Below are 19,767 nucleotides of genomic sequence, written 5' to 3' on the forward strand. Positions count from 1 at the left end.
GCTTCACGATGGGTGGATCGTCGGACGGCAGCCTCAGTTCGCGCCCTCATCGCATGGCTGTTCTGCAGGAACCGAAGGGCTTGTCACAGCATTAACACTCTCGCGCCTTGACGCCGTCCCTCTCCCACCGTCACACTCGCGAGCATGTGAAGACAGGCGAGACCTTCATGCGGGTGCGAGCGGCCGGCGAATGCAAGACGGTGATGGCCCTTTGCCTTGCGCTGGTGTCTCTGGGCACGGCGGTGCCGGCTGAGGCGGGCCCGGTCGAGAGCAAGAGCGCGGCGTCCGCCAGCCTGCCGTCTTCCGCCATCATCATCGACAAGGACGACCGCCTCTCGCGTGACGACTATGCCCGCAGCTTCGGTCTGACGCCAGCGGCCATGGCCTCGCGCTTCGGTGCCACCGGGCTGGTGCGCTGCGGTTCGGCGGTGGGCACCGGCCAGCTCGTCGGGGCCAATAATGTGCTGGTGACCGCCGCGCATGTCCTGTTCGCACCCGGCGGCGAGCCGCGCGGAAGGGGGGCAGCGTGCACCTTCGAGATCAACACGGCCGGCGGGCGCCAGAAGATCGAGGTCGATGTCGACAAGGTGGTCTGCGGCGCGCGTCAGCCCTACACCCAGCCGGCGGTGAAAGACTGGGCGGTTGTGCCGCTCGCGGCGCCCGCCAAGGGGGTGAAGCCCTATATGCCGGGTACGATGCCGGTTCCGGGCAATATCGTGCTGGCGGCGGCGGCGCGCAGTGGCGGCGTCGAGAGTTATTCGCTGCAGAACTGCCAGGCCCGCAAGGTGACCGCAACCGCAGCAGGTGGCCTGCGCGAAGTGGCCATCGACTGCGACGCCGAGGGCGGGGTGTCCGGTGCGGCGATCCTTTCGCCCGAGGGCGCCTTCCTGGGTGTCTATGTCGGCTTTCGCTCGGCCCACCCCGGCAAGGTCGGTCCCTTCTCGATGAGCCACTATAATTTTGGCGTGTCGGCCGAAGGCGGCCTGCGCGAGGCAATCGTCGACGTGGCGACGCGGGCCCAGAGCCTCAGCGCGAGCCGCTAGCGCGCCCTGGTCTTGTCTCCGGCCCTGGGGTGCGGGTGCTTACCGATGGTCGCGCTCTCGCTTGCGGTGTAGATTGATCATCTGTTCGCGACGGTCGCCGGCAAGGGCGGCCTCGCTTGTGTCGCATGCAAGCCATGCAGATGCGGGAGTTGTCTCCTTGTGCGGTGCGCATATTTGTGTTGCGCCGCAATAAAGAACCGCGGTGCCGCCGAGGCCAAGCCGATGACACTGCCCGTAAACGCTTCTTCTTCCGAGCCTGCCGCCGAGCCCATGGCCGCGCGCGCGACGGCGTCTCATGGCGCTGAACGCGTGGCCGGCCATATCCGCAAGCTGGTTCCGGCGGAACGCGAGTTGATCCTGGCGCATCTGCTGCGCCTCGATCCGCTGAGCCGGTTCATGCGCTTCGGCGGCGTGGTGTCGGATGGTGCGCTGGCCCGCCACGCCACCCGCGTGGTGTCCGGCGATGCGAGCGCGGTGGGCTATTTCATCGACGGTGAGCTGCGGGCGCTCGCCGAGCTGCATCCGCTGGGTCGGCGCGCGGGCAAGCCGGCGGCTGCGGAGGCCGCGTTCAGCGTCGAGCGGCCGTGGCAGGGCAAAGGCATCGGCTCGGCGCTGATGCGCCATCTGGTTTTGCTGGCGCAGAATCGCGGCATCGAGGAATTGCAGGTTGTGTTCCTCCCCAATAACGGGCCGATGCGCAATCTCGCGGTCCACCATGCCGCCGATCTCCAACTCGATGACGAGGAGATGGTGGGACGCATGCGCGCCCCGCGCGCCACCTTCTTCTCGCAGGCCCGCGAATTCATCGGCGACATCTTCGCCGTATTGTTCTCCGCCGCCGACCTGCAGGAGCGGATGTTGCCGCCGCATCTGCGCGGCAATTGAGGGCGCGCGTCGGCGCCGCCCTCGCAGCGCTCGCGTGGCGGCGCCTGGCGGCCTTGACTTGGCCTTGATCGGGACTGAGACAGGTCGGCCACTGGCTCCAATTGTCCTGGCCCTATGTTCTCCAGCTTTTCCCCCGCCGTCTCGTCTGCCACCGCGCGCCGCACCGCCGCGCCGCGCCCAGGCTTGATTGTCCTGCCCGTCGGGCCGCTATTGGCGCGGCTGATGCTGGCCGCGCTCGTCGCCCTGGTCGTATTGGCGGGCGCTGGCGCCGGTTTTGCGCAAATCCCGCCCGAACAGCAGCAGGTGCAGGAAAAGCTGGAAGGCCAGCGCGCCATTGTCGATGGCGTGGAGGCCGCGCTCGGGCGTGACGGACTGCGCTCCAGCGATCTCGACGATCTTCGCGCCCGGCTCGATCCCGTTCGGGCGGATCTTACCACCGGCGTCGCCGCGCTGGACCCGCTGCTGGCCAATCTGAACCACCGCGTGAAGGAAATCGGGCCCAAGCCCGCCGATGACGCCCCGGCCGAAAGCGCTTCCATCACCGCCGAGCGCGACGCGCTTTCCGCCCGCGCGGCCGAACTCGATGCCGTGCTCAAACAGGCCAAGCTGTTGAAGGTGCGGGCGGACCAGCTGTCGGATCGCATCACCAGCCGGCGGCGGGCGCTGTTCACCGACCAGTTGCTCGCCCGGTCCTACAGCGTGCTTGATCCCTCGCTCTGGCTGGCGGCGGCGGCGGCGGTGCCGATCGAACTGCGGGGGATCAACTATCTCCTCAGCGATTGGGCGGCCTATGCCAATGCCCGCATGCAGCCGATCGGTCAGATCGCCATCGGCTTCGCCTCCCTGCTTATCGTCGGGCTGATCTTCGTCGCACGCAGCGTGCTGGCGCGCCCGATCCGGCGCGCGGAACTCGGCGTGGACGGGGCGCCGATCTCGCGGCTGCGGGCGTGCAGCCTGTCGGCGCTGGTCGCCATTCTGCGCATGGCGGCAGGGCCGCTGGCCGCCACCGCCGTTCTGGCCCTGTTGAACGGTTTTGACCTTCTGCCCCCCCGCGTGAATGAAATCGCGCAGGGGCTTCTGCTCGCCATCTCCATCGTTGCCATCGGCGTCGGCCTGCTCGATGGGGCGCTGGCGCCGCGCGAGCCGCAGCGCCGCGTCGTGCCGCTGTCGAATGAAATCGCGGGCCTGATCTTCCGCTTTGCCCAGATCGGCTTGTGGATTTTGGCGGTCTCGGTGACGTTGGGCGCCTTCCATCGCGCTCTGGTGGTTCCGGTGCCGCTTTCGGTAGCGACCAGTGCCGCCATGTCGCTCTGCCTCGTGCTGGTCGCCTCGCGCAGCATGCGGGCGCTGAATGCGCTTTCCGGCGATGGCGACGAGGATATCACCGACGCCAAGGCCGGGGCCGCCAAGGAGACCACCGCCCCGACGGCGGATGCCGGCGAGGCGCCGTCGACCTCGGTGCTCAATTGGATCAAGTTTCCCTTCTGGATCCTGAACCTCACCGTCGTCGGCGCGCTGGTGATCGGCTATGTGAGCTTCGCGGGCTTCCTGTCGTCGCGGGCGCTGATCGCCGTCGTCATGGCGGGCACGCTCTATCTCGTAGTCGCCCTGATCAACTCGCTGTTCATCGACGCCCTCGCGACCGGGCCGCGCGCTCGCCATGCGGCGAAGCTGATCGGCGTGCGGCCGGCGAGCCTCGAACTGCTTGCCGTGCTCACTGCGGGCCTTTTGAAGGCGGTGGCGATCATCGGTATCGTCATCCTCACGGTCGGGACCTTCGGCACCTCCACCTCCGATCTCGCCGACATTGCCAGCCGTGTCACGCTCGGCTTCACCATCGGCAATTCGACGGTCGCCATCGGCGATATTCTGAGCGCGCTGCTCTTTCTGGCGGTCGGCATCGTCATCGCCCGCGCCATCCAGCGCTGGTTCGCGGTGGCGATCCTGCCGAAGACCGCGTTCGACCAGGGCCTGCAGAACTCCATCGCCACCATCATCGGCTATATCGGCTCCATCACCGTCATCGCGATGGCGATGGGGCAATTGGGGCTGAACCTCGAGAACATCGCCCTTGTCGCCGGTGCGCTCTCGGTCGGTATCGGCTTTGGCCTCCAGTCCATCGTGTCGAACTTCGTCTCCGGTCTGATCCTGCTCGCCGAACGGCCGATCCGGGTCGGCGATACCATCGCGGTGAAGGGCGAAGAAGGCTATGTGCGGCGCATCAGCGTGCGCGCGACCGAGATCGAGACTTTCGATCGTGCGGCGGTGCTGATCCCCAATTCCGATCTCATCACCGGCATGGTGAAGAACTTCACCCACGCCAACACCACCGGGCGGGTGATCGTCGCCGTCAATGTCGCCTATGATGCGGATGCCGACGATGTGCGGGACATCCTGATCGGCTGCGCCTGCGACCACCCGCAGGTGCTGCGTTCGCCGCCGCCGCGCGTGTTTCTGATGGCGTTCGGCGACAGCTATCTCAAATTCGAGCTGCGCTGCGTGGTGGCCAATGTCGATTACGCGCTCACGGTGAAGAGCGACCTGCATTTCGCTGTGCTCGACCGGCTGAAGGCGGCGAAGATCGGTATTCCCTACACGCCCTGGAGCATCTATCGCGGCGGGCGGATCGGGGAGGAGCCGGCGGCCGGGGATGACGGCGCCTGATCATTCTGGTGACCGGTTCGAGCGGCGGCGTGTGCGTTAGCAATTGGTTTACCGATCCGGGCGGATCAATCGTGCCCGGATTTCCCGTCTCCGCTCCTGCTTGAGAGTGTCGCATGTCCTTGCCGCTGAAGCGCCTCGCCGGCCTCCTGCTGGTGCCCCTCCTGCTGGCGGCCTGCGCCGCCGGCCCCACCACCGTGCCGGTGGACGAGACCTTTTATGCCAATATCGCCAAGGGCGGCGCACTCGACCCCCAGGCGGCGGCCAACCTGATCAGCGACTATCGGCGCGGGCGCGGCCTGCCGGCGGTGACGATCGACCCGGTGCTGATGACGGTGGCCGAACGGCAGGCCAAGGCGATGGCGGCGGCGGACCAGCTGTCGCACAATATCGGTGGCCGTGGTCTCACCACGCGGCTGAAGGCGGCGGGGTTCAGCGGGCTGAGAGCGGCGGAGAATGTCGGCGCCGGCTATCACACGCTGGCCGAGGCATTCTCGGGCTGGCGCGACTCGCCTTCCCACAACAAGAACATGCTGCTGCCCGGCGCGACCCGCCTCGGCATCGCCGCCGTGCGTTCGCCGCGCAGCAAATACAGCGTCTACTGGGCGATGGTGATCGCGGTGCCGGACCCGAAGGTCGAGGCGGCCGCGGCCGCGGCGGCGAACCCGGCCGGCGCGTCGGTCAGCGCACCGGCGCCCGGTGGCACGCAGGTTCTGCTCAACGGCGCGCCGGTCTCAGGGCAATAGGACTCAGCGCCGGAGCGTGGCCGGCGCTCGCGCTCAGCGCCGGAGCGTGGCCGGCGCTCGCGCTCAGCGCCGGAGCGTGGCCGGCGCGAGCGGGTTGTCGGTCATCGCGGCGCGGTCGGGCCGGTCGACCGCCGGAAGCCCCATGAAGGCGTCGAACAGCCGACGAATCACCGCCGGCTCGACATCGCGCACGATCATCACCAGCCGCGTGCGGCGGTCCTCGTCCGGCCAGGCGGGAAGCTGGCTCGGCGGGTGAAGGACGTGCTGCACCCCGTGCAGCACGAGGGGGTGATCGGGGTCTTCGGCGAGCTTCACGATGCCCTTGAGCCGCAGCAGCTTGGGCCCATGCGTGCCGCGCACCAGTTCCAGGAACATGTCGATCGCCGCTGCCGAGACCGGGGCTTCCGTCGCCACGGTGAAGGCCCGAATCCGCTCGTCATGGCGGTTCTCGTCGTGTGCATGGACACGCGAGGCTTCCTCCGCCGCCAGGATCGCCTCGTCCGCCAGCCAGCGCGAGACGTCGGGAATCTTCGTCGCGGGATCGTAGAGGCCGGCGCCGAACAAGGCCCCCGGTGTCGCTTCGCCCTTCGCCGCATCCAGAACCGGCGCGCCGGGCGCAAGGCGCGCGAGGCGCTGGCGCAGCGTGGCGAGGTCGGCTTCGCGCGCCGGGGTATCGATGAGGTCGGTCTTGGTGAGGACGATGCGGTCGGAGATCGCCGCCTGCCGCACGGATTCGGGGTGGGCGTCGAGCGTCCCGAGACCGTTCACCGCGTCGACGACGGTGACGACGCCGTCCAGCCGGAAGCGCATCACCAGATAAGGATGCATCATCAGCACGTGCAGGATCGGCGCCGGGTCGGCGAGGCCGGTGGTTTCGATCACGACGCGTCGAAACGGCGGGATGGCGCCATTGTCCATCCGCCGTAGCAATTGCTCCAGCCCTTCCGAGAGATCGCCGCGGATGGTGCAGCACAGGCAGCCCGAAGCCAGCAGCACGGTGGCGTCATCGAAATGCTGCACCAGCAGATGATCGAGCCCGATCTCGCCGAACTCGTTGATCAGCACGGCGGTGTCCGCCATGCCGGGCTGCTGCAGCAGGGCGTTCAGCAGCGTCGTCTTGCCGGCACCGAGAAAGCCGGTGAGCAGCGTGACCGGAATCGGTTCCGGCGGAAGACGGGTGGCCTCGCTCATGGGGGACATCCTGTTCGGGCGCGCCCCGGTCACGCGAGGCTGGGCGGCGCCAAGGCTATTGCGGCGGGGGAGGGGCGAGGTCCATCGGCGCTGGCGCCGGATTCGCAGCGGGTTTCGTCGCCGGCTTGGCCGCGGCGGGCTTGGTCGTGGCTGGCTTGGCCGCAGGCTTCGCGTTGGACGCTTGTGCCGTCGCTGGCTTGGGCTTCGGCTTTGGCTTCGGCGCGGCAGGGGCGGAGGGGTCGGCCGGGTCGATGATCGCCGTTGCCTGCCCCTTCTTCTCGCCCGGCTTCTTCGCGGTCGCGGGCTTTTTCGTCGCCGGCGGCGGCGGATAGGCGGCGGCGAGCGCCTCGGCGCTGGGGAAGGGGCCGACCCACACCTCGACTGGCGGCATGGAAGGCGGCAGTTTCTGCAGAAGGCTGGCGCCGGTCACATTCTCGCCCAGCTGGGCCATGCCGGCGGCGACGAAGCCCGTGGGCGCCGGGCCGCTGTCGTCGTCGGCTTCCGAGGCGGTGGTCTTGCGCTGGCCGCCGCAGACCTGTGCGCGCATATCGGTCGGCGGGCCGGATTCGTTGCGCAGCGTCTCCACCGAGGGAGCGATGGAGCCGAAAATGTTGCCTGATTGCTGGAAGCCGCGTTCCAGCAGCAGGGCCGCCTCTTCCGTGCGGGCCTTGCCGGACTCGGTGCCGAGCACGACCGCGAGAAGATGGCGGTTGCCGCGCGTGGCGCTGGCGACGAGATTGAAGCCGGAGGCGCAGATGAAGCCGGTCTTCATGCCGTCGGCACCGGGATAGCGGTCGATCAGCTTGTTGTAGCTGCGGATGACCGCCGGCCCGAGCTTGATCGCGGGAATGCGGAACAGATCGGCCTGCTCGGGAAAATTGAGGAAGATGGCGCGGGCGAGAATGGCGAGGTCGCGCGCGGTGGACACCTGCCCCGGGTCCGGCAGGCCGTTGGGATTGGCGTAATGGGTGCCGGTCATGCCGAGTTCGGCGGCGGTGGCGTTCATCTCGTCGATGAAGCCGGGCAGCGAGCCACCCACGCCCTCGGCGAGGACCACGGCCATGTCATTGGCCGACTTCACCAGCATCATCTTCAAGGCGTTGTCGACCGTGACCTGAGTGCCGACCCTGAAGCCCATCTTGGAGGGCTTCTGCGCCGCCGCATTCTCCGACACGGTGATCAGCGTTTCCGGCGTCAGCCGGCCCGCCCGCAGCGCCTTGAAGGTGACATAGGCCGTCATCAGCTTGGTGATGGAGGCGGGATACCACGGCTTGGTCGCGTCTTCGGCCAGCAGCACCTTGCCGCTTTCCACATCGATCACCAGCGAAGGCGTCGCCTGCGCCGCCACCGGGGCCAGCAGCAGCGGCGCAAGCAGCAGGAAGGCCAGCAGGGGGACCGGGCGGTGCCCGGCGCGGTGGCGAAGGCGGGGGCGGAACAGGGAAAGGTTCAGCACGCTTCCAATATCCGTTTCACGATGAGAGCGACGGCGCGCACGGCAGGACCGGCCAGCCTGAAAAAGGCCTTTGCGCCCTTTCAATAACCCGATCGCTGCCGCGGCGCAAAAGGCAAAGCCGGGCGGGCGATCACAGCGGCGCCAGCCGGGCGCGTTTCTGCCGCGAAGCCTTCATGTAATTGGCTCTACAATCCAACCATGAGTGATTCGATCCGTCGCCTGTATGCCGCTGTGGTCGCCACGCGAAGGGGAAGCAACCCTTCGCCGCGCACCGCGAAACTGTTGCGCAAGGGCCGGGCGGCGATGGCCAAGAAGGTGGCCGAAGAGGCTGTCGAGGTCGCGCTGGACGGCGTCATCGGCGACCGGGCCGCGACCGTCCGCGAGAGCGCCGACCTGATCTACAATCTCGTGGTTCTGTGGGCCGAGCTCGGCATCGAGCCCGAGGACGTGTGGGCGGAAATGCGCCGGCGCGAGAAGCTCTTGGGCATGGCCGAGAAGATTCCCAAGCGCCGGTCAGGATCCGGCAAGGATTCGCCGCTATTCGAAGGCAGTCCGGGCCCGGCCGGGCCGCTGCTCTGGGACCTTGCCGACGGTGCCGGCGCCGTCCCGCTTCCCGACCTTCCGCGCCGGCGGCCCTAGTCGTCGTTTCGCGCGGCGGCGCTCCCTTATGTCTCTTTCCGTCAGGCCTCCCATGCTGCGCCGTCTCTACCAATGGGTGATCGACCTCGCCGAGCGCCCCTCCGCACCCTGGGCACTGGCCGGGGTTTCCTTTGCCGAAAGCTCGTTCTTTCCGGTGCCTCCGGATGTGATGCTGGTGCCGATGTGCCTGGCGCGGCCCTCGCGCGCCTGGTGGTACGCCACCGTGTGCACGCTCGCCTCGGTCGTCGGCGGCCTGTTCGGCTATGCGATCGGCGCGCTGCTCTACGACTCGCTCGGGCTGTTTCTAATCCAGCTTTATGGCTATGGCGCCAAGGTTGACGCCTTTACCGAGGCGTATCAGCGCTACGGCCACTGGATCATCCTCATCAAGGGACTGACTCCGATCCCCTACAAGGTGGTGACGATCACCTCGGGCTTCGCCCATTACAGCCTGTTCTGGTTCATCGTGCTCTCGGTCGTCACCCGCGGCCTGCGCTTCTTCATGGTGGCGGGCCTGCTTTACTGGATCGGGCCGACCGCGCGGACCTTCATCGAGGAGCGGCTCGGGCTGGTGACGGCGGCCTTCGCCGTGCTGGTCGTGGGCGGCGTGCTGGCGGCGGTGTATCTGTTCTGAGCGCGCTCAATGCCCTCCGCCGCTGCGGCCAAGGCGCGCTTCCAGCACGGTCTTGGCCAGCAGGGTGACAATGGCGAGCAGCGCCAGCAGCGAGGCGACGGCGAAGGACGCCTGGAACTGGTACTCGTTGTAGAGAATCTCGACCTGCAGCGGGATGGTGTTGGTCTCGCCGCGCACATGGCCGGACACGACGGACACCGCGCCGAACTCGCCCATGGCGCGGGCGTTGCACAGCAAGACGCCGTAGAGCAGTGCCCATTTGATATTGGGCAGGGTGACGCGCGAGAACACCCGCCAGCCGCCGGCGCCGAGGGTGACGGCCGCTTCTTCCTCCCGCGTCCCCTGTTCCTGCATCAGCGGAATCAGCTCCCGCGCGACGAACGGAAAGGTGACGAAAATCGTCGCCAGCGTGATGCCCGGCCAGGAAAAAATGATCTTCCAGCCATTGTCGATCAGCCAAGGGCCGAAATAGCCCTGCGCGCCGAACAGCAGCACGAAGACGAGGCCCGCTACCACGGGGGAGACCGAAAAAGGCAGGTCGATCAGGGAGATGAGCAGGCTCTTGCCGCGGAATTCGAACTTGGTGATCGCCCATGCCATGACAAGGCCCATCACCGTATTGGCGGTGAGCGAGAGGGCGGTGACGAGCAGAGTGAGGCGGATCGCCGCCCGCGCGTCGGGCTCGACCAGCGCGGCGAGATAGGCGTCCCAGCCCTTCACGAAGGCCTGGGCGAAGACGGCGATGAGGGGGAGCACGATGAGCAGGCCGACAATGCCGGTCGCCAGCCCGATCACCAGAGCCTTGACCAGAGCGGGTTCGTCGCCGACGGGTGAGGTGCTCATGCCAGCCTCCCGGTGCGGCTCTGCGACCAGCGCTGCAAGCCATTGACCACAAAGAGCAAAAGGAAAGACGCCACCAGCATGGTCGCCGCAATGGCGGTGGCGTCGGCGTAGCGGAACTCCTCCAGCCTTATGACGATGAGCAGCGGCGCGATTTCCGACACATTGGGCAGGTTGCCGGCGATGAAGATCACCGAGCCGTATTCCCCCACCGCGCGGGCGAAGGCGAGGGCGAAGCCGGTGAGGAAGGCCGGCAGCACCGCCGGCGCGATGACGCGGCGGATCGTGGTCCAGCGCCCGGCGCCGAGCGTGGCGGCGGCTTCCTCCAGATCGTGGTCGAGGTCTTCCAGCACCGGCTGGACCGTGCGCACCACAAAGGGCAAGCCTATGAAAATCAACGCGATTAATATGCCGAGCGGCGTGAAGGCGACCTTGATGCCGAGCGGGACGAGCAGGCCGCCGACCCAGCCATTCTCGGCATAGAGCGTGGTCAGCGCGATGCCGGCCACCGCCGTGGGCAGGGCGAAGGGGATGTCGATCAGCGCGTCGAGCACCCGCCTTCCCGGGAAGTCATAGCGCACCAGCGCCCAGACGATGAGCGCGCCGAGCACGATGTTGATGCTCGCCGCCGCGAGCGCGAGGCCGAAGGAAATCTTAAGCGCGTTCAATGTTCTAGGGGCGGTGAGGATGGCGAGAATGCGCTCCGGCGGCAGTTCCGCCGTCTTCAGGAACAGCGCCGCCAGCGGGATGAGCACCACCAGCGACAGCCAGAGCAAAGTGAGCCCCAGCGTGAGGCCGAAGCCGGGAATGACGCTTTGCTGGCGGCGGGTGGGGGCCGGGGGAAGGGCGCCCACCAGGGTGGTTCGATCCAGCGTCGTCTCGTTCAAGGCGGTGCTCCGCAAGGGGGGTGGTCACGGCGAAGGCCGCGCCTTGCGGCACGGCCCGGAGAGGGGTCGAAAGCGGTGGCCGATGAGGCCGATGAGGTGGACGATGAGACCGATCGGACCGTTTGAGCCCGACGCGACCGGCCCCGCCGGCCCACCTCAGTTCGAGTAGATCTGGTCGAACACGCCGCCATCGGCGAAATGGGTCTGCTGCGCCTTGCGCCAGCCGCCGAAGGCCGGGTCGTCGATGGTCACGAGTTCCAGCGTGGGGAAGACCTTCGCATAGGCCTTGGCCACCTCGGGGTCGCGCGGGCGGTAGAAATTCTCCGCCGCCAGCGTCTGGCCTTCCTTGGAGTAGAGCAGCTTGAGATAGGCCTCGGCCACTTCGCGCGTGCCCTTGCGCGCGACATTCCTGTCGACCACGGCCACCGGCGGTTCGGCGAGGATGGAGAGCGAGGGCACGACGATGTCGAACTTGTCGTCGCCGAATTCCTTCTTCGACAGGAAGGCCTCGTTTTCCCAGGCCAGCAGCACATCGCCGACGCCGCGCTCGGTGAAAGTGACGGTGGAGCCGCGCGCGCCGGTGTCGAGCACCGGAACGTGCTTGTAGATCTCGCCGACAAAGGCCTTGGCCTTTTCCGCGTCGCCACCGCTCTGCTTGAGCGCATAGGCCCAGGCGCCGAGGTAGTTCCAGCGCGCCCCGCCCGAAGTCTTCGGGTTGGGCGTGATGACCTGCACGCCGGGCTTGGTGAGGTCGTTCCAGTCCTTGATGCCCTTCGGGTTGCCCTTGCGCACCAGGAACACGATGGTCGAGGTGTAGGGCGAGGCATTGTCCGGCAGGCGCTGCTGCCAGTCCTTGGCGAGGAAACCCCTGTCGGCGATGGCGTCGATGTCATAGGCCAGCGCCAGGGTGACGACATCGGCGTCGAGCCCGTCGATCACCGAGCGGGCCTGCTTGCCCGAGCCGCCATGCGAGGTCTTGATCTCGACGCTCTTGCCGGTCTCGGCCTTGTAGCGCTCGGCGAACAGCCTGTTGAACTGGGAATAGAGTTCGCGGGTGGGGTCGTAGGATACGTTGAGCAGCGTCACGTCGGCGGCGCGCACCGGCGGGCTGTAGGCGAGCGGCGCCGCCAGAGCAGCGACAAGCGCGGCGACGGCCGCGGACCTGAAATGAAGGGACATGGGCGATCTCCCCCGTCAGCGCGTGGCGCTGGTGAATGTGATGGGCTGAGGTTTTCACAGCCCCGCGCGGGGGTCAATATTAATTCTACCGAATTAATAGAAAATAGCGGAAACGTACGGAAATGCAGCGGGGTAGGGGGTGCGCCCCGGGGTTCCTCATGCCCGGGCTTGACCCGGGCAGCCAGAGGCCGGGCGCGGGCCAACTCAGCCTTAGCGCGGAGAGGTTCCGCGCGGTGCCGGGCGACGTGGGAAGCGGGATCCACGGGTCAAGCCCGGGGATGAGGGCCGGAGACGGCACGCGCAATGGCGGGCGATGAGGGGTAGGGAACTCGCGCGCGGAGCTTTTGGGGAGCATAGGCGGGCCGAGGCGGTCCGGCCGCTGCATCAGCCTATTAGCCGGCGGCCACCCGTCCCTCATGCCCGGGCTTGACCCGGGCACCCCGAGGCCAGGCGCCGACGAACTCGGCCTCAGCGGGTGAGAGGTTCCGCGCGGTGCCGGGTGGCACGGGGCTGGGTCCCCGGGTCAAGCCCGGGGATGAGGGCGCGTGAAGGCGGGGCGGTGCGCGGTCCGGAAATGGGGCCGGCAGGCGGCACGGGAATGCTGGGTCCCCGGGTCAAGCCCGGGGATGAGGGACCCGAAAGCCACGCGCTCGCTGGCCGGGAATGAGGGAGGCGCGAAAGCGGTGTGCGCGGCGCCGGGGGATGAGGGCGCGTGAAGGCGGTGGCGTGCGACCGTTCAGGCGCCGACCGTGTTCAGCAGCGTGTGGATGCCGCACTCGGTCTTGCCCTTGCCGCGCCAGCGGCCGGCGCGGGCGTCCTCGCCCGCCGCGGCGCGGCTGGTGCAGGGCATGCAGCCGACCGAGGTGAAGCCCTTGGCCAGCATCGGATGGTCCGGCAGGGCGAATTCGCGCTGCGCGGCTTCGACGCTCGCGCGGTCGAGATTGGCGAGCGGGTTGAACTTCAGCCGCACGCCGTCGCGCTCCACCACCGGGATCGCGGCGCGCAGGCCACCCTGATAGCGCTTGCGCCCGTTCAGCCAGCCATCGAAACCGGACAGCGCCCGCGCCAGCGGTTCCACTTTGCGGATGCGGCAGCAGGAGTCGGGATCGGAGAACCACAGGTCGCGGTCGGCGTCGAGCGCCGCCACCCGCGCCGCATCCGGCTGGATGCTGCGCACATCGGTGAGGCCGAGCTGCGCGGTGAGCGCGTCGCGATAGGCCAGCGTCTCCTCGAACAGGAAGCCGGTATCGAGAAACACCACCGGGATCGAGCGGTCGACCTTGGCGGCATAGGCCAGCAGCACGGCGGATTCCGTGCCGAAGGAGGAGACGAGGCACAGCCGGCCGGGCCCCAGCGTGCGCAGGGCAGTGGCGATGATCTCCTCCGGCCCGGCATCGGCCAGCGCGCAGGCGAGCCCGCCCACCTCGTCCGTGCACGGCGTGGCGGGGGTGAAATCGGCACCGGAACGCTGGAAGGTCATGAGCGCACTCCCGAAACCGTGCGGCCGAGGCGCTGGCGCAGAAGGCTGGGGCGCTGGTCGGTAGCCGGCTGATAGAACACGGTGTAGCGGTGGGTCGCCTCGTCGAAGGCCTCGGCGTCAGCGGTCTTCGCCGCGTCGATCTGGTCGAAGCCGGAACGCTCCATCAGCAGGAACTGGTCGCGCAGCACATTGCCGATGGCGCGCAGCGGACCCTTCCAGCCGAGCCGCTCGCGCAGCAGGCGGGCCTGGCTATAGGCGCGCCCGTCGCGGAAGCTGGGAAAGTTCAGCGCGATGAGCGAGAGCTGGCCGAGATAGGGTTCGATCTCGGCGATCGGCCGGTTGTTCGGCCAGATGACGCCGACCGGCGCCTGCCGGCCCTTCAGCCCGTCGGCCTCGGCAAGGAAACGGTCGATGCCGATGAGCACCGCCGCGCCTTCGGGCAGCGCTTCCTCGTCGGGCACGCGGATATAGGCGTCGGCGACGATCTCGCCCTTTTCAATGAGAGGCATAGACGCGCTCCTTGAAGGGCTCGACGCCGAGGCGGGCGACGGTGTCGATGAACAATTCCTGCGGGCCGGCGCGCAGCTCCAGATAGGTGTCGACCACATCCTCGATCAGGCCCGGCACCTGCTCATAGGACACGGCCGGACCCAGCAGCGTGCCGAGCTGGGCATGCTCGTCGGCACGCCCGCCGAGCGTGATCTGGTAGAATTCCTGGCCGTTCTTTTCCACGCCGAGAATGCCGATATGGCCGACATGGTGGTGGCCGCAGGCATTGATGCAGCCGGAAATGTTGATGTGCAGCCGGCCGACGCCGCGCGCCCGGTCGAGATCGGAAAAGCGCTTGGCGATTTCCTGCGCCACGGGGATGGCGCGGGCATTGGCCAGCGCGCAGTAATCGAGGCCGGGGCAGGCGATGATGTCGTTGACGAGGTTCACATTCGGCGTGGCGAGGCCGGCGGCGTCGAGTGCCGCCCACAGCGCCGGCAGGTCCTGCTGCGCCACATGCGGCAGGCACAGATTCTGCTCATGGCCGACGCGGATCTCGCCGAAGCCGTAGCGCTCGGCGAGGTCGGCGACCACGTCCATCTGGTCGGCGGTGGCGTCGCCCGGAGGGGCGCCGACGGGTTTGAGCGAAATGGTGACGATGGAATAGCCCGGCACCTTGTGCGCCTGCACGGAATTGCGGTGCCAGGTGGCGAAGCGGCTGTCCTTCAGCGCCTCGGCGAGCACGGCCGGCTCATTTTCCAGCGCCGCGAAGGCGGGATAGATGAAGCGGGCGCGGATATCGGCGATCATCTCGTCGGTGAGATGCAGCGCGCCGTCGCGGATCGCCGCCCACTCCGCCTCGACCGCCTTCGAGAACTCTTCGGCACCGATCTCGTGCACCAGGATCTTGATGCGCGCCTTGTAGATGTTGTCGCGGCGCCCGTACTGATTGTACACGCGCATGATGGCTTCGATATAGCTCAGCAGCTCGCGCGCCGGCAGGAAATCGCGGATTGATTTGCCGACGAAGGGTGTGCGCCCGAGCCCGCCCCCGACCAATACCTCGAAACCGAGTTCGCCGGCCTCGTTGCGGTGAAGCCGCAGGCCGACATCGTGCACCTTGATCGCCGCGCGGTCATGCCCGGCGGCGGTGATGGCGATCTTGAACTTGCGCGGGAGATAGGTGAATTCCGGGTGCAGCGTCGAATATTGCCGCAGGATTTCCGCCCAGATGCGCGGGTCGTCGCATTCTTCCGGCGTGGCGGCGGCCCACTGGTCGGTGGTGACGTTGCGGATGCAATTGCCCGAGGTCTGGATGCCGTGCACGCCCACTTCCGCCAGCGACGCCATCGCCTCCGGCAGTTCGTCCAGCTTGATCCAGTTGAACTGGATGTTCTGCCGCGTGGTGAAATGGCCATAGCCGCGGTCATAGGTGCGGGCGACATGGGCCATGCGGCGCAGCTGGGCGGCGCTGAGCGTGCCATAGGGAATGGCGACGCGCAGCATATAGGCATGCAGCTGGAGATAGACGCCGTTCATCAGCCGCAGCGGCTTGAACTCGTCTTCCGAGAGCGCGCCGGACAGCCGGCGGCCGACCTGGTCGCGGAACTCGGCGACACGTTCGGCCAGAAAGGCGCGGTCGAATTCATCATAGGCATACATGGGGCGGCCTTAGGCGTCGTTCACTGGGGCAGTTCGAAGGTCGGACCGGCGACGCGGATGCGCTCGCGCAGATTGCCGGGGGCGAGCGCACCATCCGCGCCCACCAGCACCGGCGCCACATAGGGGCCGACGGCGTCGAGATCGCGCTTGCCGGCTTCCGCCAGCAGGGCGATGGCCGCGTCGGCCGTGGTGACCACGGCGGCATCCGCCAGCTCCACCGACCAGCCCCCGTCCCTCGTGCGCCACACCACGGCGCCGTCGGTGAGACGGTTGGCGGTGACGGCGACGGGACCGTTGACCTTCAGTTTCTGCTGCTGCGGCGCGGCCATGCGCTAATCCCTCATCTTGGTCAGGGCAATTTTCTATCACACCAATTTAGAACGTACAAAAGAAATATATGCACAAAAATCACGTGTAATTATGCCGGCATGGAGTCCCGACATGCGCCACCGAGCTGAAGGAGGTGTTACCGTTCGAGCATTACGCCCATATGGCTATCGCCAGCCCCTCCGTGTCGCGCTCCGGCGGGGAGGGGAAGCTCGTCGCTTCACGCCGGGCGATGCGGCGTGCCGTCCACGCAGCGGCACAGGCATCGATCAGATCGTCTTCCCCGACGCGAAGCTCGCGCGCCTTGAGAGGCGACAGAACTTCCGGCGCGAAGCCGGCCGCTTCGAGCAGCCGCCGGCGCAGCTCCAGCCCCGGCGCGGCCGGCACGCCCTTCACCTTCTTGGGAAGGTCGAGCGCCACCCGCCCGTTCATCGCCCAGAAGCTCACCTCCGGGTGGCATTCAAAGACCCTCTCCTGCAGCGCCGGAGTGGCGCGCAGCCAGCGGTCGATCTCCATGATGCGGGGAAAGAGCGCGAAGCCCTGCTTGGCGACCGCGCGCGGCGGTGTCGAGGTGGCGAGTGCCACCGCGCAGGCGTGGCGATAGCGCTCTTCCTCCGGCACGTCCGGTTGCACGCCGGCCTCGACGGCCGCGCGCGAGGCCATGGAAAACACGCTGGACTGCCGCCCGCCGAGCAGGGGCCGCACCAGCCGCTCGGGCGCGCGGCCATTGGTCTCGATGCGTTCGGGCAGCCCGATCGGCATGTCGATGGCCACGATGTGCGGCGCGAGCGGGCGCGTGAACAGGTCGGCGATGGCGGTGAGGCGGGTGGCGTGGGCCGAACCATCCGGCTCGACGATCACCGCCACCCAGCCGCCCTTGCCGTCGCCGCGATCCTTGCAGCCATCCACGCCCGCCACGCGCATGTCCCGCCCCTCAAATAATGTTCAGCTCCGCATGCGGGCGCCCCGCCGCGATGCGCTCATAGGCGAACACGTCGAGATCGAGCGAGACGGAGCGGCCATGCACCAGCCATTCCGCAATTGCCCGGCCGGCGGCGGGGGCCTGCTGCAGGCCGTGGCCGGAAAAGCCGTTGATGAAGTAGAAATTGCCGACTTCCGGGTGCGGGCCGATCACCGCGTTGTGGTCCAAGAGGTTCATCTCGTAATGCCCGGCCCAGGCGCGCACCACCTTCAGCTCTTCCATCGCCGGGATGCGGTGGGCGAGGTTCGGCCAGATGTTCTCTTCGAAGATCGACCAGTCGACCTCGAAATCGCCGTCCGCGTCGGGGTCGTTGTCTTCCGCCGGCGGCGCGCCGCAAATCTGGTAGGCGCCTTCGGGGCGGATATAGAAGCCGGAGGGGTCGACCAGCAGCGGCAGCTTCTCGATCGGCGTGCGGCAATGCACGACGAAGACGCAGCGCTTCTTGCCTTTGACGGGGAGGGGGATGCCGGCCATGGCGGCGACGCGGCCCGCGCGCGGCCCGGCGGCGTTGACCAGCGCGCCGCAGCCGAGCTTTCGCCCGTCCGCCAGGGTCGCGCCGGTGATGCGCGCGCCTTCGCGGGTAAGCCCGACCACCTCGCCGGTGATGAAATGCGCGCCCTGCGCCTTCGCCGCGCCGCGCAGGCAGGCGAGCAGCGCGTGCGCATCGAACCAGCCCTCGCCGGAGCGACCATAGGCGCCGGCGGCGAGATCATCCACATTCAGCCAGGGGAAGGTGGCCTTCAGCGCGGCCGGGTCGAGCAGCGCAATGTCGGCGCCTTCCGCCATCTGCGTGCGGTGATTGGCTTCGAGGATCGGCAGGCCGGCGGCGCTGGCGAGAATGAGATAGCCGCCCTCATGGAAGGCGAGGTCGGTGTCGGGCCCGAAGCGCTCCTTGGCGCTGCGCAAAAACTCCAGCCCGAACAGCGACATGCGGATATTCTCCGGAATGGAGAATTGCTGGCGCAGCGAGGCGGCGGACAGGGTGGTGGAGGCCAGCGCAAAGCTGGGATCGCGCTCGATGACGGCGACGCGGCCGGCAAAGCCGGGATCGCGGGTGAGGAAATAGGCGGTGGCGGCCCCCATGATGGCGCCGCCGACGATGAGCACGTCGTAAGTCTCGTCCATGGCCTTGACCCATAAAGGCGGCGCGACCGGGCACCGGCGCCCGATTGGCAGCCCGCCAATCAGCGGGATAGGCTCTTCGCCACCATCTGCCAATGAGCCGAGCGAATCATGTCCACACCCGTCCGTCCGCGCCGCAGCGTGCTGTTCATGCCGGGCTCGAATCCGCGTGCGCTGGAGAAGGCGAGAGGCCTTAAGGCGGATGTCCTCGTCATCGATCTCGAGGATGCGGTGGCGCCTGAGGCCAAGGAAGGGGCGCGCGCCCGCGTCGCCGCCACGCTGGCGGAAGGCGGCTTCGCCCCGCGCGAAGTGGTGGTGCGCACCAATGCCACGGACACGCCGTGGTTCGACGCCGACTTGGCGATGATCGCCGCCGCCTCGGCCCGCGGCGAGGGGCCGGACGCGGTGCTGCTGCCCAAGGTGAACGACCCCGAAACCCTGCATGTGGTCGGCCGGCTGCTGGAAACGCTCGGTGCCGCTTCGTCGCTGCATGTCTGGGCGATGATCGAGACACCCGTCGCGGTGCTGCGCGCGCCGGACATCGCGCTGGCGGCGAAAAGCCGGGTGACGCGGCTCGGCGCGCTGGTGCTGGGCACCAACGACCTGTCCAAGGAGACCGGCACCCGCATCGTGCCGGGGCGGGCGCCGATGGCGAGCTGGCTCTCCCATTGCGTGCTGGCGGCGCGCGCCGGCGGGGTGGCGGTGCTGGACGCCGTGTGGAACGATTTTCGCGATCTCGACGGCTTCACCCGCGAATGCCGCGAGGCGGCCGATATGGGCTTTGACGGCAAGACGCTGATCCATCCCGACCAGATCGCGCCCTGCAATGCCGCCTTCTCGCCCCCCGAGGCGGAGGTGGCGGCAGCGCGGGCGCTGATCGCTCTGTTCGAGCGGCCGGAAAATGCCGGCAAGGGGGTGGTGCAGATGGAGGGGCGGATGGTGGAGCGCATGCATGCCGACATCGCCCGCCGCACCGTGGCGCTGGCCGAGGCGATCGCCCGGCGGGGTTGAGACAGGAAAAGCACCGGCCGGCGGCATCCGTGCCCGGCCGCAGCCTAAGGAGACCGACATGAAGCTCTATCGCTACCTCACCGGTCCGGACGACCAGGCCTTCTGCAAGCGCGTCTCGGCGGCGTTGAACAAGGGCTGGCAATTGCAGGGCAGCCCGACCCTGACCTTCGATCCGGTGAAGGGGCGGGTGATCTGCGGCCAGGCGATCGTCAAGGAAGTCGAGGGCGACTGGCACGAGGATGTGGTGCTCTCCGACCATTGAGGCTCCGTGTTTTGGGGCGGTTTTCGCCCTCCAGCCGGTCCGTTCGGGCCGGCACTTTTTTGCCGGCGGCAGCGCTGCCAAAGGGCCGCCGGAGAGGCCCCCGAATTGGGACAGAATTGTTAACCTATTGAAAGGTCAGCCTTTCTTCCCCAATCGGGTCCGATTTATCAACAGTGTCGTGAGCCTGTCATTTTTCTGAAAAAGGCCGTTGACAGTCGGGGCGGTGGGCTCCTATAAAGCGGCCATCGACGGGGCGCGCCGCTGACGCGGTGCT

Annotated in this window: 19 protein-coding genes; 8 read left to right on the forward strand and 11 right to left on the reverse strand. The window is 67.9% G+C overall.

All coding sequences use genetic code 11. The annotated features are described in order from the left end of the window. Window positions 1-167: 167 nt before the first annotated feature. The 4 genes from J2S75_RS17420 (at window position 168) to J2S75_RS17435 (ending at window position 5,335) form a co-directional block, all read left to right on the forward strand. A complete protein-coding gene (locus tag J2S75_RS17420; RefSeq protein WP_307021683.1) occupies window positions 168-1,043 on the forward strand; it encodes a trypsin-like peptidase domain-containing protein in 876 nt (291 codons plus the stop codon). Between the two features lie 222 nt (window positions 1,044-1,265). Continuing rightward, window positions 1,266-1,928 carry a GNAT family N-acetyltransferase gene (locus J2S75_RS17425; protein ID WP_307021685.1) on the forward strand — a complete coding sequence of 221 codons (663 nt, stop codon included), beginning with the start codon at window positions 1,266-1,268 and terminating at the stop codon, window positions 1,926-1,928. Window positions 1,929-2,150: 222 nt separating this feature from the next. Then, window positions 2,151-4,592: a DUF3772 domain-containing protein gene (locus tag J2S75_RS17430; protein ID WP_307021687.1), complete on the forward strand. Its 2,442-nt coding sequence runs from the start codon at window positions 2,151-2,153 to the stop codon at window positions 4,590-4,592. Window positions 4,593-4,705: 113 nt separating this feature from the next. After that, on the forward strand, window positions 4,706-5,335 hold the full coding sequence (locus tag J2S75_RS17435; protein ID WP_307021689.1) for a CAP domain-containing protein: 630 nt from the start codon (window positions 4,706-4,708) through the stop codon (window positions 5,333-5,335). A gap of 63 nt (window positions 5,336-5,398) precedes the next feature. Here the strand turns inward: J2S75_RS17435 and J2S75_RS17440 are convergent, their stop codons facing one another. Both J2S75_RS17440 and J2S75_RS17445 read right to left on the reverse strand, forming a co-directional pair. Then, window positions 5,399-6,526 (reverse strand): CobW family GTP-binding protein, encoded by a 1,128-nt coding sequence (locus tag J2S75_RS17440; protein WP_307021691.1) that lies wholly within the window; start codon window positions 6,524-6,526, stop codon window positions 5,399-5,401. Between the two features lie 55 nt (window positions 6,527-6,581). Beyond that, the gene (locus J2S75_RS17445; protein ID WP_307021693.1) at window positions 6,582-7,979 is read right to left on the reverse strand and encodes a D-alanyl-D-alanine carboxypeptidase family protein; all 1,398 of its coding nucleotides are present in this window, start codon (window positions 7,977-7,979) and stop codon (window positions 6,582-6,584) included. A gap of 198 nt (window positions 7,980-8,177) precedes the next feature. Here J2S75_RS17445 and hisE point away from each other — a divergent pair, with 198 nt between their 5' ends. Both hisE and J2S75_RS17455 read left to right on the forward strand, forming a co-directional pair. Then, window positions 8,178-8,618: a phosphoribosyl-ATP diphosphatase gene (hisE, locus tag J2S75_RS17450; RefSeq protein ID WP_307021696.1), complete on the forward strand. Its 441-nt coding sequence runs from the start codon at window positions 8,178-8,180 to the stop codon at window positions 8,616-8,618. Window positions 8,619-8,670: 52 nt separating this feature from the next. After that, entirely contained in the window at window positions 8,671-9,252 is a 582-nt protein-coding gene (locus tag J2S75_RS17455; protein ID WP_307021698.1) for a YqaA family protein, read from the forward strand. A 6-nt stretch (window positions 9,253-9,258) separates the two neighbouring features. On the opposite strand, the gene cysW is transcribed toward J2S75_RS17455, so the two are convergent. The 9 genes from cysW to J2S75_RS17500 form a co-directional block, all read right to left on the reverse strand. After that, window positions 9,259-10,095, reverse strand: coding sequence for a sulfate ABC transporter permease subunit CysW (cysW, locus tag J2S75_RS17460; RefSeq protein WP_307021699.1), 837 nt, complete (start codon window positions 10,093-10,095; stop codon window positions 9,259-9,261). Next, window positions 10,092-10,901: a sulfate ABC transporter permease subunit CysT gene (cysT, locus tag J2S75_RS17465; protein ID WP_307021728.1), complete on the reverse strand. Its 810-nt coding sequence runs from the start codon at window positions 10,899-10,901 to the stop codon at window positions 10,092-10,094. The genes cysW and cysT overlap by 4 nt, the downstream gene beginning before the upstream one ends. Before the next feature lie 234 nt (window positions 10,902-11,135). Continuing rightward, entirely contained in the window at window positions 11,136-12,158 is a 1,023-nt protein-coding gene (locus J2S75_RS17470; RefSeq protein ID WP_307021700.1) for a sulfate ABC transporter substrate-binding protein, read from the reverse strand. Window positions 12,159-12,894: 736 nt separating this feature from the next. Then, entirely contained in the window at window positions 12,895-13,638 is a 744-nt protein-coding gene (locus J2S75_RS17475) for a phosphoadenylyl-sulfate reductase (protein ID WP_307021701.1), read from the reverse strand. After that, window positions 13,635-14,147: a DUF934 domain-containing protein gene (locus tag J2S75_RS17480; RefSeq protein WP_307021702.1), complete on the reverse strand. Its 513-nt coding sequence runs from the start codon at window positions 14,145-14,147 to the stop codon at window positions 13,635-13,637. Before J2S75_RS17480 ends, J2S75_RS17475 begins: the two co-directional genes overlap by 4 nt. Then, window positions 14,134-15,789 (reverse strand): nitrite/sulfite reductase, encoded by a 1,656-nt coding sequence (locus J2S75_RS17485; RefSeq protein ID WP_307021704.1) that lies wholly within the window; start codon window positions 15,787-15,789, stop codon window positions 14,134-14,136. The genes J2S75_RS17480 and J2S75_RS17485 overlap by 14 nt, the downstream gene beginning before the upstream one ends. 20 nt (window positions 15,790-15,809) lie before the next feature. After that, complete coding sequence (locus tag J2S75_RS17490) at window positions 15,810-16,118, reverse strand: DUF2849 domain-containing protein (RefSeq protein ID WP_307021706.1); 309 nt, start codon at window positions 16,116-16,118, stop codon at window positions 15,810-15,812. 151 nt (window positions 16,119-16,269) lie between these two features. Further along, window positions 16,270-17,040 (reverse strand): DUF429 domain-containing protein, encoded by a 771-nt coding sequence (locus J2S75_RS17495; RefSeq protein WP_307021708.1) that lies wholly within the window; start codon window positions 17,038-17,040, stop codon window positions 16,270-16,272. 10 nt (window positions 17,041-17,050) lie between these two features. Next, complete coding sequence (locus J2S75_RS17500) at window positions 17,051-18,223, reverse strand: NAD(P)/FAD-dependent oxidoreductase (protein ID WP_307021710.1); 1,173 nt, start codon at window positions 18,221-18,223, stop codon at window positions 17,051-17,053. Window positions 18,224-18,331: 108 nt separating this feature from the next. On the opposite strand from J2S75_RS17500, the gene J2S75_RS17505 reads away from it, so the two are divergent. Then, entirely contained in the window at window positions 18,332-19,231 is a 900-nt protein-coding gene (locus J2S75_RS17505; RefSeq protein WP_307021711.1) for an HpcH/HpaI aldolase/citrate lyase family protein, read from the forward strand. Window positions 19,232-19,289: 58 nt separating this feature from the next. Next, the gene (locus tag J2S75_RS17510) at window positions 19,290-19,493 is read left to right on the forward strand and encodes a DUF1737 domain-containing protein (protein ID WP_244450353.1); all 204 of its coding nucleotides are present in this window, start codon (window positions 19,290-19,292) and stop codon (window positions 19,491-19,493) included. Window positions 19,494-19,767: the final 274 nt, after the last annotated feature.

Origin of the sequence: Ancylobacter polymorphus, from assembly GCF_030813495.1 — a bacterium.
In the GTDB taxonomy this organism is placed as follows: Bacteria; Pseudomonadota; Alphaproteobacteria; order Rhizobiales; family Xanthobacteraceae; genus Ancylobacter; species Ancylobacter polymorphus.

What these genes read in the sequence shown, in the direction of transcription:
- J2S75_RS17420 (WP_307021683.1), top strand. Translation starts at nt 168, where the DNA reads ATGCGGGTGCGAGCGGCCGGCGAATGCAAGACGGTGATGGCCCTTTGC.
- J2S75_RS17425 (WP_307021685.1), top strand. Translation starts at nt 1,266, where the DNA reads ATGACACTGCCCGTAAACGCTTCTTCTTCCGAGCCTGCCGCCGAGCCC.
- J2S75_RS17430 (WP_307021687.1), top strand. Translation starts at nt 2,151, where the DNA reads ATGCTGGCCGCGCTCGTCGCCCTGGTCGTATTGGCGGGCGCTGGCGCC.
- J2S75_RS17435 (WP_307021689.1), top strand. Translation starts at nt 4,706, where the DNA reads ATGTCCTTGCCGCTGAAGCGCCTCGCCGGCCTCCTGCTGGTGCCCCTC.
- J2S75_RS17440 (WP_307021691.1), bottom strand. Translation starts at nt 6,526, where the DNA reads ATGAGCGAGGCCACCCGTCTTCCGCCGGAACCGATTCCGGTCACGCTG.
- hisE (WP_307021696.1), top strand. Translation starts at nt 8,178, where the DNA reads ATGAGTGATTCGATCCGTCGCCTGTATGCCGCTGTGGTCGCCACGCGA.
- J2S75_RS17455 (WP_307021698.1), top strand. Translation starts at nt 8,671, where the DNA reads ATGCTGCGCCGTCTCTACCAATGGGTGATCGACCTCGCCGAGCGCCCC.
- cysW (WP_307021699.1), bottom strand. Translation starts at nt 10,095, where the DNA reads ATGAGCACCTCACCCGTCGGCGACGAACCCGCTCTGGTCAAGGCTCTG.
- J2S75_RS17470 (WP_307021700.1), bottom strand. Translation starts at nt 12,158, where the DNA reads ATGTCCCTTCATTTCAGGTCCGCGGCCGTCGCCGCGCTTGTCGCTGCT.
- J2S75_RS17475 (WP_307021701.1), bottom strand. Translation starts at nt 13,638, where the DNA reads ATGACCTTCCAGCGTTCCGGTGCCGATTTCACCCCCGCCACGCCGTGC.
- J2S75_RS17480 (WP_307021702.1), bottom strand. Translation starts at nt 14,147, where the DNA reads ATGCCTCTCATTGAAAAGGGCGAGATCGTCGCCGACGCCTATATCCGC.
- J2S75_RS17485 (WP_307021704.1), bottom strand. Translation starts at nt 15,789, where the DNA reads ATGTATGCCTATGATGAATTCGACCGCGCCTTTCTGGCCGAACGTGTC.
- J2S75_RS17490 (WP_307021706.1), bottom strand. Translation starts at nt 16,118, where the DNA reads ATGGCCGCGCCGCAGCAGCAGAAACTGAAGGTCAACGGTCCCGTCGCC.
- J2S75_RS17495 (WP_307021708.1), bottom strand. Translation starts at nt 17,040, where the DNA reads ATGCGCGTGGCGGGCGTGGATGGCTGCAAGGATCGCGGCGACGGCAAG.
- J2S75_RS17500 (WP_307021710.1), bottom strand. Translation starts at nt 18,223, where the DNA reads ATGGACGAGACTTACGACGTGCTCATCGTCGGCGGCGCCATCATGGGG.
- J2S75_RS17505 (WP_307021711.1), top strand. Translation starts at nt 18,332, where the DNA reads ATGTCCACACCCGTCCGTCCGCGCCGCAGCGTGCTGTTCATGCCGGGC.
- J2S75_RS17510 (WP_244450353.1), top strand. Translation starts at nt 19,290, where the DNA reads ATGAAGCTCTATCGCTACCTCACCGGTCCGGACGACCAGGCCTTCTGC.